Genomic DNA, 13,873 nt, shown 5'->3' with positions numbered 1-13,873 from the left:
ATGTTAAACCAAAGCCGATTGACCCGTCATCTGGCCCCCATTCTCACAGCTGCAGTCGCACTCCAAGCGGTTTCCTGCGGTACTATTATTCACCCAGAACGCCGAGGCCAGAAATCTGGTCAGCTGGATCCTGCCGTCGTCGCTCTCGACGCCGTAGGACTATTGTTCTTTTTCATTCCAGGCGTTGTTGCTTTTGCTGTGGATTTCAGCACAGGGGCGATTTATTTGCCTAAGGGGCGAACCGCCCAGCTGACTCCTGAGCAACTGGAGGCTATCACTGTTGACGGTGAAGTGCAGCAGGATGCTCTGGCTGAAATCTTGGAAAATAATACCGACCTTTCTCTAGCTGGCTTCCATCCAGCTATTCTCGAAGTTGAGAAATTAGATTCAGTGAGCCAGCTCGATATTCGCATTGCTCAGACTCAAGGTGCCTTAGCGCTTCGTTAAGCTAAAGGCAATTTAGCGATTAGTTTAAACGAATTGGCTGCACAGATCACTCTGTGCAGCCAATTTTATTTAGGCGAGACAAGTCATCTCGCAATTATTAGGAAAACCCGCTAGGTGGCGATCTCTAATGTGACCGCCTGATCTTTGGCTGCGTCATGGTCATTATTGCTAACGATCACAGAGTCATCATCACGTAGGTCCGCAAGACTGACTTGTTTGATTGTTGGCAGGTCATTGCCTGAATCTAGGTCGATGTCTTGGCTAACGTGACCAGCCGCACTAGCGATAGATGCGCATTGCACTGAGCCATTTTGTTTAGCGGCTGGTTGATTGTTCGATGCGTTAGGAGTATTCTCTGACGGCAAGATAACAAATGGTTCTTCGATATTGTAATCCACAGCAGCTGGCAGGGATGCCTGTGAGTATGTGCTCAGGTATTCTTCGTAGCTAACTGTATTGGCCTCGATGACTTCGATCAGTTCGTTTTTCAGAGCAAACTCGATCAATTCAAGTGTTTCCGAGGAACTTGTGGATAGCTTTTTGGACAGACAAAATCTGTCCATTGGTTGGGCCAACAGCTTCAGTACCTTCCAAATGATGGGAGGTAGTTGATGATTTCCATTCTCGAGGTCTACAGCTGTTTGGTAGCGTTTGAAAATTACTGGTAGATCGGAGTCATTCATTGTTTGATTTTAGGTTTGGGGGTGAGGTTTATGCTTATTTAGCTCATAATGAACTCATCATTATCTGGCAGTTGGCTGTTTTCTAAGGCAACGACGAGGTGGCTGCGGTGACCGTCCCATTCGATTGGGAATACAATACCTGTCACTTTATTGGGTAGGATGAGAGGTGTCTTGCCTGCTTTCACTACAACAGGAACACTAATTAGGAAATCTTCCCCAAGATAGTTTCTGACGTTACCTGAAACTGTGTTAGCCATTTCACCAGCAAAGTCGGTACGTAGGTGTTCGCGATCCTCTTCGGTCGTGTTAGGATCAATATTTTTACCGTAGTTGGTATTAATAATATGATCTAGCATGTCTTTCCCCATGGTGAAGTAAACAGCGCCCTTCTGAGAGCCGGATACCCCAATGATGCCTGTATACTCGTCGTGCTTGAAACGATCAAACAGGTAAGGTGGATCAACCGTTGGCTCTATCGGCGACTGCTTTTGGAAAAAATTCCACACAGCCCAGATGAAAAAGCGGACAATATCTTCATCGATCTTGCCAACATTATTATCGTTTTCGCTCATATTATACTGATATTTGGGTATTAGGGTTTAACTGATTTTTCGTGTTCTGTGAGACTAACCTGTGGTTTCACATTTGGTGGAGTAACATAACCAGACGGGTAATCGTCGGCTTTTGGAGTTGCGCTATCAGTTAGTCCCTCGGGTGGCGTTGGCATTTTTTTTTCTAGGATCGCAGAAGTTTGTAGCTTGATGCTTTGTTCTTCTTGGCGGCTGGTTGAGTTATTCAGCTTATTTGGAGATCCCAAGGTGAGGTCGTCTAGGGCCTCTTTGAGGTCTTCAGGTGTGAACGGTTTACAAATAAACTGATTGGCACCTCTGGAGAGGGACTCAATGGCGGTGTGGTGATCTGCTAGGGCTGAAATCACCAACACATTAGTATTTGGTTTGATTTCAAGCATCTGTGTGAGCGCAGCTAAACCATCCATGTGAGGCATGGTGATATCCAGCGTGACAACGTCAGGCAGGAAGGTCTTGAAGATAGTAACAGCTAGTAATCCGTCAGATGCGGTTTGAATGTCCGTGAATGTTGTCCCTTGGTAGGCTGAGGCAATAGCTCTGCGAATCATCGCGGAGTCATCTACAATAAGCAGTTTCATGATAGTTTGTTAGTTGGAGGTTAAATTATGCTTGAGCCATTTGCGGAGCAGGCACTGACGGGCTATTTTTTGCTACAGGGTAATACCAGCTGAGTTCTAGGTACTGGCCAGTTTTGTAGCTCATGCGCAGTTTGCCGCCGAGTTGCTTCACGATATGGTTTCTAATGATGTCCATACCAACACCTCTACCAGCATGTTGGTCTGCGGATGAGGCAGTGGAGAAACCTGGCTGGAAGATCAGGCTGATAGTTTCATTGTCTTTCAGGCTTGCTGCTTGTTCAGCTGTGATGAGACCTTTGGCAACAGCTGATTCTGCAAGCTTAGCTGGATCAAGACCGGCGCCATCGTCACGGTATTTGAATACGTGAGCCGGCTGGCCAAGTGCATTGTCGCTGCTGTTATCGATAGAGTTTGAGAGCAAGATAGATCCACGTTCCCATTTTCCTAGCTGCTTACGAGTATCAGCATCTTCGAAGCCGTGGCTTAGTGAGTTTCTAATCAGCTGGATGATGATGTCCTTGTTCACTGCGAGCTCGTTATCACCTAATGAATCTACATTCAGATCTGCTTGCAGCTGTACTGGCTTAGCGAGTTCAGCAGAAATATCGTTAGTGAACTTCACTAACTCATTGTTGAGTTTTTCTGAGGTAGTTAGAGGGGCGGCTGACGCGCTAGGTGCTGGTTGTACAAAGTCGCGAAGCAGTGACTGGGTGAGCTCTTCGTAATCATTGAGAAGCTCGCGCATGTAGGCGAGTTCTACCAGGGCGCCAAGGAACTCGTCGCCGGTAACATGTTGTTTCTTGCGCAGCATGCTGAGCTTGTCTTCAACTTGGTGAGCGGTTTCCACAATGCTGTTAAGTTTGAGCATGGATGCGTTGCCCTTAATGTTGTGAACTGTGCGGTAAATGGTCTCAATGAGGTGGCTGTTATTGTTGACCTCGTCAGTGGCTTTATCGCCGACACCTTCTTCCTTAAGGGTATCATTGATCTTATTCAGCGCTTTATCTGTCTGGGCGAGGAAGATTTCTAACTCTTGGCTATCAGAACGAATGATATCAAGGATGAGACCTGTCTTGCGCTCTTGATCTTGGTTAGCCTGCTTCAGCTGGTTTTCTAGAGCTACGGTTTCGGTAACGTCAGTAACAGTTACGAGAATGGCAACGATTTCACCGTTATCAACAATACGCTCAAAGTTGAAACCGAGGTGCTTATTGATGAACCCTTGACCGTCCCAGTTAAGGGTAATCTCAATCTTCTTCAATGGATTGAATTTGATCAGCTGCTTGGAGCTGGTCTTTGGATTGAACTGCAACTGTAGGAAGCTCTCCAGAGTACGCGTATCTTTCTCTGTGATCAGTGGGCGAAGCAAGTCGATTAATGAACGGTCTGATAGGTTTTCAGTTTCAAAAATGTCGTAGGTTGATGAACTTACTTGGCGACCAATGATGGCCTTCTTATCGATGAGGAATAGACCGTGGTCAACTGAGGTGAAAATGGTGTCAGACTCTTCCTTGAGTCGGTTCAAGTCGCGGCTGAGTTTTTCTAACTCGTTGGCTCGTTGTTCCGCCTCACTTGAGTATTTCTTAAGTGAATCGTATGCTGACTGAAGGTTTTCGTTTGAGTTGTTAAGCTCTGTTTGGGTGGCTGCGAGGTCGGTGTTAGTCGCTTCCAAGCTTTCGTTGTGTGTCTTTAGTGTTTCGGAGTACTGGATGAGCTGAGCATCTGTACGACGAAGTGAGCCGAAGGCTGAAGTAATAATCCAAACAAAGTTAGCTAGAATTGCCGCAAGCGCGCCGGCCTGGAGCATTTTTAGGGTACCAGCTGTCTCCTGAGCTTGATCATCCAATCCCTGTGTGAGCTTGTTCATCAATGCTAGCAGCTGCAAGTTGTAGCTTGCAGCCATCTCCACCGACTCGTCGATGTCTATCGGGTCGAGTCTGCTTGGTGGAGTGAATGCAAGGTTCTGCACGTTGCGTCCAAATCGACCCCAAATGTCATTGGCTTCTTTTAGCTGTGCGGCGAGTTCTGGCGTGCTCACCTGTCTCAGTGTGATGACGGATTCGCCATCAGCACCGATGGTGTCACCACCGTTTGTAAATGCTGATAGAGTTTGGTCAAAAAGTTTATAAGTCAGTCTTAACTCGTTCTGGGCAGCAAGAGTGGCAGTGTCATTTTGTGTCTGCGTGCTGGCTTGAATCATGTTCACCAGTTTAGCTGTTCGCTGTGTCAACATCCGCTGGCGACCAGCAAGGTTAACGTCGGCTGAGTATTCTACTAACTTGTTGGAAAGAATGATGTTAGCGATTAAAACCGCTGTCATGATGACAATGAACGAGCCAATGCCTAGAATGAGCTTACTGTATTTATTCTCTTTCGGCGCGGATATATTTGGACTGGCGTTTGGCGGAGCCATTGATGAGTTAGACTTCATTGGATTGCTTTGTTGGGGCTGTGTGTATTTAGTGAGAATGGTTTAGATTTCTCTCTAAAATGGGGGTGAGGAGGTAGCTGGTAAACCGTTCGGTAAACCGGTTTTTTGCAAGTTGATGATCGATATTCATCAATTAGTTCGAGGCCAAGCAAGCATCAAAATTCTATAAGCCGGACAGCTGTGAAAACGTCGTTTGTATGACGTATTGATTAGCTTTTGAGTATTGATTTGAACTATATTTAATTGATCGTTATAATAATCTAATGATTTACCGTTAGTGTTGGTTTCTAATGATCTATCGATGAGTGTATTAGGTTGTTTGTCTGTTCATCAATAGCGTTTGGTTTGTTTTTCCTCAGTTGAGTGGAGGCGTTACAAGATTGTTTGAATGTTGGTCGTTCGTTTTTTCGGGTGATTTCGTTAGTGTTTTTGTGTCACATTTTCGATTTTTGCAAATTTGGCTAATTGTCGACGGGCATGGGTGCAAAAGTGATGATCTTGCATCATTGATTTCTCATCTAGTTTACTACCTAGCACTTATGTTCTGGTAGGTTGATGTGTGAGCGCTATTTTTTCGCCTATCTTGAGCTGATGCTTTTGAGGTAGGGGAGTCGCGTAATGCAAGGTGAAGCTTACTTTAGTTCTTGGTTTGAAACAGGGGTTTGCTAACTTGCCAGTTATGAATTTCCTGTGCCGATATGTCTTTGTAAGTGCTATGGCGTATTTTACTTTCGCTCAGATCTCCGTGGCTGAAGCTGTGAGTGGGGAGAATAGTGCGCCAGCTAACAAAAGCTATGATTCCACAAGTACAGAGTATCAGAAGGACCTTACGGCAAGAGTAGATATGCACTTGCGTTCCATGGATTTTAACACGTTAGACGTGTCTAATAGTATCATGTGCAGACTAGAGCGATTGAGAGAGGAGATGAAACTCAACGACTCTGATATATCGACAATTCAAAAATTCCACCTTGGGCCTTGGAAAAAATATACTGACGATTTGGTATCGTTCTCTGTACCTGATCATCCATTGTTGGAGGTGCAGAAGGGAGAGTTAGTTTTGGCTGAAGATCCATTTGGGCTCTACCAAGAGGATAGTGATCTTGATGGCAGGGGGTGGGAGGATTATTATTCTTGCAGTAATCACGAGAAGTTAGAGCCTAGCGAAACCTATTATATTGTTTACGGGGGGCGCCATGTGTTAGCCGAGGTGGTGTACAGTAAGGGCTTTAGCTTATATGAGAATGATGGTTTTTGCTGCGGAGGGATTTGGCGGCAGGTGTACCTATTTGCTGATCATCAACTGAAGGTTTATGGCATTCATTCTTCTGCGGCCCAGCTACGTGGGTTTATGAGCTTTAACGATGAAGCCCGCCTATCTATCAAAGCCTTCGTCTATGGGCTCTTGCCATACGAAAGCTACCGCCAACTGGGCATGTCACTGAACCTGCAGCAGCCATCGCAGCGTGAAGAATCTAGCTGGCGCAAGTTTTTGGTAGAAGAAGTAGGTCACAAGCATCGTCTTGGCTGGTTCCATCCAGAGATGACCTTAGCTGACCTTAAGTCCGTCTTTGGAGATAAGTACGAACTGCGCGGCAATGAAGTGGTATTCCCGCCCTATGATCCCATGTCGACCATTTCGCCTGATGAGATTGAATATTCTAGCTATAAGTTAGAGATGCGCGATGGCAAGTTGTTCAAAATCAACCAACCTAGGATGTGGACGTGGTGAGCTGATTGCTTGTTGGTCTAGAACTCGCAGTTCCCGGGTGTTCTAGCAAATGGAATGACGTCGCGGATGTTTTTCATGCCGGTGATAAACATGAGCATGCGCTCGAATCCGAGGCCAAATCCAGCGTGTGGGCAGCTGCCATATTTTCTCAGCTCGAGGTACCAGTTGTAGTCGTCGATGTTGAGATCGTGCGCTTTCATGTTAGCTAGCAGTTGGTCGTAGCGTTCTTCACGCTGGGCACCGCCGATGATCTCTCCAATGCCTGGGACGAGCAGGTCCATGGCGGTTACTGTTTTGCCGTCGTCGTTGAGGCGCATGTAAAATGGCTTCACGTCTTTTGGATAGTTGTACACGGTGACCGGAGATTTGAAATGAACTTCTGTGAGGTAGCGTTCGTGTTCGCTCTGCAGGTTGACGCCCCATTCTACTGGGTAGTCGAATTTTTCTTCGCTGGCTAACAAGATGTCCACAGCCTCGGTGTAGCTGCAGCGGACAAATGGTTTGTTGGCGACAAATTCAAGTCGTTCGATGAGTCCTTTGTCGACAAACTTGGCAAAGATCTCGAGGTCGCCTTCGTTATTTTCTAACGCGTCTTTAACGAGGTATTGGACAAATTCTTCAGCTAGGTCCATATCATCATTGAGGTCGGCAAACGCGATCTCGGGTTCCACCATCCAGAACTCAGCGGCGTGGCGCGATGTGTTTGAGTTTTCCGCTCTGAAGGTTGGGCCAAAAGTGTAGATGTTGGAGAGAGCGGTGGCGAATGTTTCACCTTCTAGCTGGCCGCTCACGGTGAGGTAGCTAGATTTCTGGAAGAAGTCGTTTTCAAATTTTTGCGCTTCGGCTTTGGCTGGATCCAGTGTGGTGACGCGGAACATCTCGCCAGCTCCCTCGCAATCTGAGGCTGTGATGATAGGTGTGTGCACGTAGGTAAAGTCGCGCTCGTCGAAGAATCTATGGATGGCGCGAGCGAGTCGGCTACGCATTCTGAAGGTGGCGCCGTAGAGGTTGGTGCGCGGGCGCAAGTGGGCGATAGAGCGTAGGAACTCAGGGCTGTGGCCTTTTTTCTGCAGTGGGAAATCAGCGGGTGCTTCACCTATCAGCTGGATGGAGCTGGCGTGTAGTTCCCATTTTTGACCTTTGCCTGGAGACTCTATCAGCTGACCAGTGACGCCCACTGCTGCGCCAGTGGTCATTTGGCTGACTTGATCATAGCCGGGGATGCCGGCGTCGGCGACGACTTGCATGTTAGCCATGCAGCTGCCGTCGTTGATTTCTAAAAATGAAAATGCTTTGGAATCACGGCGAGTGCGCACCCATCCTTTTATGGTGAGGCTATCGCTAGCGGTTTCGCTTTTCAGCGCATTTTTGATCAGAGTTCTCATAAGTGTTTCCTAGCACAGCTTTTCGCTCACGCCAATAGTCATTGCTTGGCATATTTCATTAGCAGGAGAAGAGGTGCCGGCTGTTGCGTTTGTTTCTAACTATTTCTTGTGTTGTGAAATGACTGTGGATAGGTTCATCTAATGATGAAAAAACTCGCTATGATTTTGCCTATTGTTCACTGATGCTTGCAGCTTCAGCGGCTGAGGTGCCTGATTTTGAAAAGGCATTTGCGGGCGAGGCACAGATCGTAGATACCAAAATGATGGGCATGCGAGTCTTGGGATATTCTACGGAGAAAGATCCAGCTGAAATTAAAAAGCAACTGAAGGAGTTTCTTGGTGATAGCTGGGGCGAAGTCGAGATTCTCGATGAAATGATGGAAGGAGCTAAGGGGCCACTTGAAGCTCAAGGGATGGAGTTGTTAGCGATGTCTAACTTTACTTCGAAGGAGATCTCTGGCTTGCAAGTCATGTGCATGTTATTAACTGCGCCTCAGTTAAACTTGGCTGAAGGTGAGCATATGTTGCAGCTGATGGTGATGGGGTTGCCTGAACCTGAAAAGGCTGAGCCAGCAGCTGACAAGGCAGAAGAGAAACCAGTAGAAGAAGTGTCTTCTGCCGATGAATCGGCTACTGATGGTGAGTAGCGGGCGCGCGATTGCTTTAATTCGTTAGGATACAGTTGTTTTGCTGCGGTTTTATCTGCTATCTGGTAATTGATGAGGTGATAGTTTAAATCGCTAGATTGTTATGTTAGCGCGAGTTTTAAACTATATTTTGTACGTACTTGGGCTGTTGATTGCAGTTTCAGGTTTGATTTTAGAATGGAAATTTCCACACGGCGCAGCTGGTAAAAGCGTTGGCCTGTGGGGATTGGGCAAGGGGATGTGGAAGGATATCCACCTGTGGGGAGGGATTGTTCTCTGCTTCCTTGTGGTTTGGCACCTGTGGCTGCATCGCAAATGGCTCGTTAACTACGCCTGTAAAAAAAGCTCAGCAAAAATGTGGTTGGGTTTGCTAGTTCCTGTGGCGATTCTGACTGCTGCCTCATTGAGTCCGCTCGCTGAGATTCCAGCTGGCAGTGGTGGTTGTAGTGGCGGTAGCTGTGCCACTTGCCCGGATCGCAGTACTTGCGGTGAAGGGAAATCTAGCTGTGGTGAGAAAAAGTCCAGCTGCGGCGAGAAGAAGTCCAGCTGTGGTGAGAAGAAGTCCAGCTGTGGTGAGAAGAAGTCCAGCTGCGGTGAGAAAAAGTCCAGCTGTGGCGAGAAAAAGTCCAGCTGTGGCGAGAAAAAGTTCAGCTGTGGCGAGAAAAAGTCTAGCTGTGGTGAGAAGAAGTCCAGCTGCGGTGAGAATGCTACTGCTGAGCTTCCGGCTGCTGGAGTGGAAGCTGGTGATGCAAGCGCACAGCCTGCTGCGGTAGAAGCTGAGTAAACCTCTATAGTGCTTTATTAACTAGGGAGGGCGTTTTTTCCTGCTAGGCAAAGACCTAGTTTGCTGAAATCTGCTTTCTAAAGAACCAAATTATCCATCAGGCCCAGCATAGCTGGGCCTTTTTTGTGTCTGTCTGCGTATGGCGGTTTTCTTGGCGGTTTTCGGACGCTATCCACGCGACGACATTTCCTATTTATAGCTACCGTGAAGGAGCTCTTGCTATATATATGTTGATTGGTATTTGGCTGGTGCTTAAATTTCCTAAAACCAGTATATAGTGTGGCTAGGCGGCAGATACGTTTTCTGGTCTCTATTGAGCAGAAGGTGGGGTGACGCTAGAATCGCTATTTATAGCTATGATGATTTCAGCTGAGTGTGCATTTACTCAGCTGGAAAAGTCGCTATTGATGATTTTTATAAGTGTAATTGGTTTATTCTCAGTGGGTGGTTGATTTTGTGTAAATTCTTTAAAGAATGGGCTTGCAAAAAATCAGTTCACGGCTAGCTTCGCCGCCCCATGGCTAAAACATCAGGTAAAGCAAAGACCCGGAAGGCCGTCGCCAAGAGATTTAAGGTGACAGGCACAGGGAAGATTTTGCGTCGTAAGCAAGGGAAACGCCACATTCTTACAAAGAAAAACCAGAAGCGTAAGCGCAATCTGGGTAAGGCGACTCTCGTGTCCGATGCAGATTTGAAGGCAGTACGTGCCTCACTTCCTCACGCCTAATCCATAAGTCGGCGAAAGCCAACGCCACCCACTCGCATAACGAGTGGCCTTCACACAGCCTATTCTACGCTATTAGTAGAGTCGAATGAACGAGACTGTGGAAGGATTGAGAAGAAACTGTTCATTCCAATTAAAAAGACCAAATGCCAAGATCAACAAACAGCCCGGCTAGTCGCAAGCGTCGTAAGCGCGTAATCAAGCGTGCAAAAGGATTCCGCGGCTTCCGTTCAAAACTGTACCGTTACGCTAAGGATGCTGTCCGTAAGGCTCGTATCTATGAGTACCGTGACCGTAAGAAGCGTAAGGGAACATTCCGTCGTCTCTGGATCGCTCGTATCAACGCCGCTGCTCGTCAGCGTGAGTTGACTTACTCACGTTTCATGGAAGGCCTCAAGGCTGCTAACATCGAAGTTGACCGCAAGATTCTTGCTGACCTCGCTGTTAACGACGCATCTGCATTCGACGCCCTCGCTTCTCAAGCAAAGGCTGCTCTCGAAGCAAAAGTTGCGTAACCAATTAGGTTCCAAATATTTAAAAGCCGAAGGTGAAAACCTTCGGCTTTTTTGTGTCTAGCTGGCTGGCTGAAACGGCTGATTTATTCTTGTTGGTGGTGGCGTTCTTGTTAGTGTCACGCTTGTGGAAATAGTGACTCTAGTGGTTTATATGGCCATCTATCTAATTGTATGGTCGGCTGGATTTCTCTGTACGCTGGCAGTGAAGGCTCGTCTGAAGCAGATTGATGCTGAGTTGCACGCTAAGTTGGTGGCGCCATCTTTGATGAGGCATAGCATGGGTTTTTCGCTGTGCTACATTCGTTTTGCGATGAATTCATCTCGCTGGGCTGAGCCGGATGATGGTAAATTGATTCGCTTGTTGAAGCTGCAGCGCTTGCTGTTTCTTGCTGTGTTGTTGGGGATTGTGGGTTTTCTGATAATCATTGTATTTTTGCCGGCTAGCTAGATTCTAGCTGGCTGGGCTCTCAGTTGGGAATAGGATAAAACATGGAGTTGGTTGGTCGACGGTGTGGGCGTGAATTAATCGGCCTGATGTTTTATCGCGCTGAAAGCTAACGAGAGCATCCGAGTCCTGGTTGGCGACGATGAGAAACTCTTCATTAGGGCTCAGGGCGATGTGGCGTGGAGTGGTGCCGCCGCAGTCGATCGATTCTACTAGCTCAGGTTTGGCTGGGTTATCTAAGCTAAATAAGCTGATGGTGTTAGCGCCGCGGTTGGCTAGGTAGAGGAATTTTCCGTCGATCGTGAGGGTGAGCTCAGATGGGAAATTGACATCGTTGTTAGCTGAGCTTGCTGCTGATAGATCGCATACTTTGGTGTCATTTGGTGAGGCTGAGTGGTGAATGGTTGCGAGCTGTGAACTAAGTTCTAGCGAGATGTAGCTATAGTTTAGCTGCGGGTGATAGACGATGTGTCGCGGTCCGCTGCCAGCTGGAAGCTTGAGTTTGTCGAAAAAGTCAACCTGGCTAGATGTGTCTAGCTGATAGCGAATGAGTGAGTCGCTGCCGAGATCGCATAGATAGACGAGTTGGTCGTGCGGGTTTTGGTTGATAGCGTGTGGGTGTGCTTGTTCTTGTCGCTGTCTAATGGGTCCGTTGCCTTCTAGCTGGATGTTGCTAGATGGAGTGTTGATTGTGCCGTCAGCTAGGATTGGGTGAGTGGTTAGGTTTTCGTGAACGTAATTAACATTGAGTAGGGTGGAGTCATCTAGTGAGGGTCTGCAATAAGCTGGGCCAGCGCCGTGTGAGCTGCATTGTTGCATTTCTATCAGTTCCATGTTGCTGTTGGGGTTGCTTAGCTGGTAGCTAGTGATTTTGCCATCTCTCTTGCCTCGGAATTCGCACACCTCGCTGATGGCGTAAAGATGGCTATTGTTGTGTGATAGACTCATGTATGAGGGGTTCTCTAACTTAGCTAGCTGGCGTAGGTGAAATAGCTCTCCGGTGGATAAATCTAGCTCCATTAGTTGGATTCCCGTGCCTTTTCCTCTGACGTGATCGAGTGTGCTTGTATATTCACTAACCAAAATAGGAATTTTTTTTGTGTTAGTAAAAGGTTTAGTTTTTTTGGCCATGATTACGTTAGTGGATGGTGGGATTGCTTACGGTGCAATGGATTGGTGCACTTTGGTACACCGCTGAAGATATCTTGAAAAGTCTAGGTGTGCTAGAAAAGTCCTAACTCGCTGTGAGTCATAGTAAAAACGAGATTGACCCAAAGTGTACTTAAGTGTATTAAAGTGCTTCAGAGTGAGTGTGAGTGCTAATGAGTGTGCTGGAACATAGCCTTGAGGGCGTTTTTGACCATAAGCTCGATCCAAAGTGCAGGGTGTCTGTGCCTGCGGATTGGCGTATGGCCACATCTGGAACACTGCGTTTATTACACTCATCTTGTTTGGAGATTCCAACCATCAAGGTGTTAACAGAAACTGAGTTCGAAGGCATGGTTCAGGCCATTGACGAGCTCGAGGGCTGGAGCACCGCCCAAAAACGCCAGTACCGCGGCAAACTATTTGCGAGCTGCTTGAAGGTGTCTGTTGGAACTCAGGGCAAGATGCTCATTCCTAAAGCCTGCTGTGAGAGATTTGAAATCGAACCCGGCGGCGAAGTCGTCTTAGTAGGCCGCGGGGCTTACTTTGAGATTTACCAACCTAGCAAGTACGAAGAAGTTCTCCAGAAAGAAGACAAAGCACTGGAGGGCATCAACGACGAGCTGGGATTCTTCTAAACGAAAATTTACTGTGATAGATGCAATACTGACATGTTGTTGACTAAACTAAAGCTGGCTACCGCAAGTTCCGATCCTTGGGAGGGACGACGGGCTTGCGGTGCCCTTTGGTTTGCATCTGAAACAAAATCAGCGGGGAGCGGAGGAGAGAGAAATATGGAGGGAGCAAGCGACTATCACGTACCAGTATTATTTAAAGAAACCATTCACTTCATGGCTCCTGCCGTGGGCAAAATTTGCGTGGATGGGACCCTAGGAGGTGGGGGACATTCCAGTGCATTGCTCGCAGGGGGAGCACGTGTCATTGGTATCGATCAAGACGCTCAGGCTCGAGCATATGCGAGTAAGCGCTTGGCCTCCTACGGGGACCAGTTCACAGCTGTAGCTGGAAACTTTGCCGAAATGGCAGATTTGTTAGCTGAGCAAGGCATTGAGAAGGTAGACTCTATCTTAGTGGATATTGGTGTTTCTTCTGAGCAACTCAACTACGCAGAGCGTGGTTTTTCATTCATGAATGATGGCCCGCTAGACATGCGCATGAATGCCGATGCTGGCGAAACCGCTGCTGATATCTGTAATACATGGGGTGAGGAAGATCTAGCTAACGTCATTTACAAATACGGCGAAGAGAAAGCATCGCGCCGCATTGCTAGAGCGATTGTTAGCCGCCGTGCTGAGCAGCCATTTAGCCGCACTAGCGAGCTGGCTGACTGTATTGCTTCTGTGCTGCCTCGCGGCGGCAAAAAACATCCAGCCACACGTACTTTCCAGGCACTGCGCATCGCAGTGAATGATGAACTTGGCGTGCTAGAGCGATTGTTACATGCAGCTAGCGACCTTCTTAAACCAGGTGGCCGACTCGTAGTAATCACCTTCCACAGCCTAGAAGACCGCATGGTCAAACAATTCATGCGCCACGTCTCCATGCCTACCGTCGATAAGAAGGAATGGCCAGAGCCGCGACCAAACCCAGATTACGCATTCAAGCAAATAACCCGTAAGCCCGTCGCCCCCAGCGATGAGGAATGTAAAAGCAACCCTAGAGCACGTAGTTCAAAGCTTCGTGTGATTGAAAAAATTTAATATTAGATGAACGTTAGAAAACATTCTAAGAGAAAAAATTTGAGC

The 13,873-nt window shown here is 47.4% G+C and carries 14 protein-coding genes; 8 read left to right on the top strand and 6 right to left on the bottom strand.

All coding sequences use genetic code 11. From position 1 onward, the window contains the following. Positions 1-447 (top strand): polyribonucleotide nucleotidyltransferase, encoded by a 447-nt coding sequence (locus JIN82_RS01440; RefSeq protein WP_200309852.1) that lies wholly within the window; start codon positions 1-3, stop codon positions 445-447. Positions 448-557: 110 nt separating this feature from the next. Here the strand turns inward: JIN82_RS01440 and JIN82_RS01435 are convergent, their stop codons facing one another. The 4 genes from JIN82_RS01435 to JIN82_RS01420 form a co-directional block, all read right to left on the bottom strand. Continuing rightward, positions 558-953, bottom strand: a complete 396-nt coding sequence (locus JIN82_RS01435; protein ID WP_234041695.1) for a hypothetical protein — start codon at positions 951-953, stop codon at positions 558-560. Between the two features lie 215 nt (positions 954-1,168). Then, the gene (locus JIN82_RS01430; RefSeq protein WP_200309850.1) at positions 1,169-1,702 is read right to left on the bottom strand and encodes a chemotaxis protein CheX; all 534 of its coding nucleotides are present in this window, start codon (positions 1,700-1,702) and stop codon (positions 1,169-1,171) included. A 20-nt stretch (positions 1,703-1,722) separates the two neighbouring features. After that, positions 1,723-2,298 (bottom strand): response regulator, encoded by a 576-nt coding sequence (locus tag JIN82_RS01425; RefSeq protein WP_200309849.1) that lies wholly within the window; start codon positions 2,296-2,298, stop codon positions 1,723-1,725. A gap of 25 nt (positions 2,299-2,323) precedes the next feature. Then, on the bottom strand, positions 2,324-4,729 hold the full coding sequence (locus JIN82_RS01420; protein ID WP_234041694.1) for a type IV pili methyl-accepting chemotaxis transducer N-terminal domain-containing protein: 2,406 nt from the start codon (positions 4,727-4,729) through the stop codon (positions 2,324-2,326). Positions 4,730-5,408: 679 nt separating this feature from the next. Here JIN82_RS01420 and JIN82_RS01415 point away from each other — a divergent pair. After that, a complete protein-coding gene (locus JIN82_RS01415; protein ID WP_200309847.1) occupies positions 5,409-6,461 on the top strand; it encodes a hypothetical protein in 1,053 nt (350 codons plus the stop codon). Between the two features lie 17 nt (positions 6,462-6,478). Here the strand turns inward: JIN82_RS01415 and asnS are convergent, their stop codons facing one another. Beyond that, entirely contained in the window at positions 6,479-7,846 is a 1,368-nt protein-coding gene (gene asnS, locus JIN82_RS01410; protein ID WP_200309846.1) for an asparagine--tRNA ligase, read from the bottom strand. 182 nt (positions 7,847-8,028) lie between these two features. On the opposite strand from asnS, the gene JIN82_RS01405 reads away from it, so the two are divergent. The 4 genes from JIN82_RS01405 to rplT all read left to right on the top strand — a co-directional run bounded on the left by JIN82_RS01405 (position 8,029) and on the right by rplT (position 10,516). Further along, positions 8,029-8,493, top strand: coding sequence for a hypothetical protein (locus JIN82_RS01405; protein WP_200309845.1), 465 nt, complete (start codon positions 8,029-8,031; stop codon positions 8,491-8,493). Between the two features lie 103 nt (positions 8,494-8,596). After that, entirely contained in the window at positions 8,597-9,277 is a 681-nt protein-coding gene (locus JIN82_RS01400; protein ID WP_200309844.1) for a DUF4405 domain-containing protein, read from the top strand. A 517-nt stretch (positions 9,278-9,794) separates the two neighbouring features. Next, positions 9,795-10,004, top strand: coding sequence for a 50S ribosomal protein L35 (gene rpmI, locus JIN82_RS01395; protein ID WP_200309843.1), 210 nt, complete (start codon positions 9,795-9,797; stop codon positions 10,002-10,004). A gap of 143 nt (positions 10,005-10,147) precedes the next feature. After that, the gene (gene rplT, locus JIN82_RS01390; protein WP_200309842.1) at positions 10,148-10,516 is read left to right on the top strand and encodes a 50S ribosomal protein L20; all 369 of its coding nucleotides are present in this window, start codon (positions 10,148-10,150) and stop codon (positions 10,514-10,516) included. 451 nt (positions 10,517-10,967) lie between these two features. On the opposite strand, the gene JIN82_RS01385 is transcribed toward rplT, so the two are convergent. Then, positions 10,968-12,092 (bottom strand): lactonase family protein, encoded by a 1,125-nt coding sequence (locus tag JIN82_RS01385; RefSeq protein WP_200309841.1) that lies wholly within the window; start codon positions 12,090-12,092, stop codon positions 10,968-10,970. A 191-nt stretch (positions 12,093-12,283) separates the two neighbouring features. On the opposite strand from JIN82_RS01385, the gene JIN82_RS01380 reads away from it, so the two are divergent. Then, positions 12,284-12,745: a division/cell wall cluster transcriptional repressor MraZ gene (locus JIN82_RS01380; RefSeq protein ID WP_234041693.1), complete on the top strand. Its 462-nt coding sequence runs from the start codon at positions 12,284-12,286 to the stop codon at positions 12,743-12,745. 156 nt (positions 12,746-12,901) lie between these two features. Beyond that, positions 12,902-13,828 (top strand): 16S rRNA (cytosine(1402)-N(4))-methyltransferase RsmH, encoded by a 927-nt coding sequence (gene rsmH, locus JIN82_RS01375; RefSeq protein ID WP_200309839.1) that lies wholly within the window; start codon positions 12,902-12,904, stop codon positions 13,826-13,828. Positions 13,829-13,873 lie beyond the last annotated feature (45 nt).

It is taken from the genome of Persicirhabdus sediminis (assembly GCF_016595495.1).
GTDB lineage: Bacteria > Verrucomicrobiota > Verrucomicrobiia > Verrucomicrobiales > Akkermansiaceae > Persicirhabdus > Persicirhabdus sediminis.
The sequence above is the reverse complement of the archived record's forward strand: the minus strand, read 5'-3'. Positions and strand labels throughout refer to the sequence as shown.

What these genes read in the sequence shown, in the direction of transcription:
- JIN82_RS01440 (WP_200309852.1), top strand. Translation starts at nt 1, where the DNA reads ATGTTAAACCAAAGCCGATTGACCCGTCATCTGGCCCCCATTCTCACA.
- JIN82_RS01430 (WP_200309850.1), bottom strand. Translation starts at nt 1,702, where the DNA reads ATGAGCGAAAACGATAATAATGTTGGCAAGATCGATGAAGATATTGTC.
- JIN82_RS01425 (WP_200309849.1), bottom strand. Translation starts at nt 2,298, where the DNA reads ATGAAACTGCTTATTGTAGATGACTCCGCGATGATTCGCAGAGCTATT.
- JIN82_RS01420 (WP_234041694.1), bottom strand. Translation starts at nt 4,729, where the DNA reads ATGAAGTCTAACTCATCAATGGCTCCGCCAAACGCCAGTCCAAATATA.
- JIN82_RS01415 (WP_200309847.1), top strand. Translation starts at nt 5,409, where the DNA reads ATGAATTTCCTGTGCCGATATGTCTTTGTAAGTGCTATGGCGTATTTT.
- asnS (WP_200309846.1), bottom strand. Translation starts at nt 7,846, where the DNA reads ATGAGAACTCTGATCAAAAATGCGCTGAAAAGCGAAACCGCTAGCGAT.
- JIN82_RS01405 (WP_200309845.1), top strand. Translation starts at nt 8,029, where the DNA reads ATGCTTGCAGCTTCAGCGGCTGAGGTGCCTGATTTTGAAAAGGCATTT.
- JIN82_RS01400 (WP_200309844.1), top strand. Translation starts at nt 8,597, where the DNA reads ATGTTAGCGCGAGTTTTAAACTATATTTTGTACGTACTTGGGCTGTTG.
- rpmI (WP_200309843.1), top strand. Translation starts at nt 9,795, where the DNA reads ATGGCTAAAACATCAGGTAAAGCAAAGACCCGGAAGGCCGTCGCCAAG.
- rplT (WP_200309842.1), top strand. Translation starts at nt 10,148, where the DNA reads ATGCCAAGATCAACAAACAGCCCGGCTAGTCGCAAGCGTCGTAAGCGC.
- JIN82_RS01385 (WP_200309841.1), bottom strand. Translation starts at nt 12,092, where the DNA reads ATGGCCAAAAAAACTAAACCTTTTACTAACACAAAAAAAATTCCTATT.
- JIN82_RS01380 (WP_234041693.1), top strand. Translation starts at nt 12,284, where the DNA reads ATGAGTGTGCTGGAACATAGCCTTGAGGGCGTTTTTGACCATAAGCTC.
- rsmH (WP_200309839.1), top strand. Translation starts at nt 12,902, where the DNA reads ATGGAGGGAGCAAGCGACTATCACGTACCAGTATTATTTAAAGAAACC.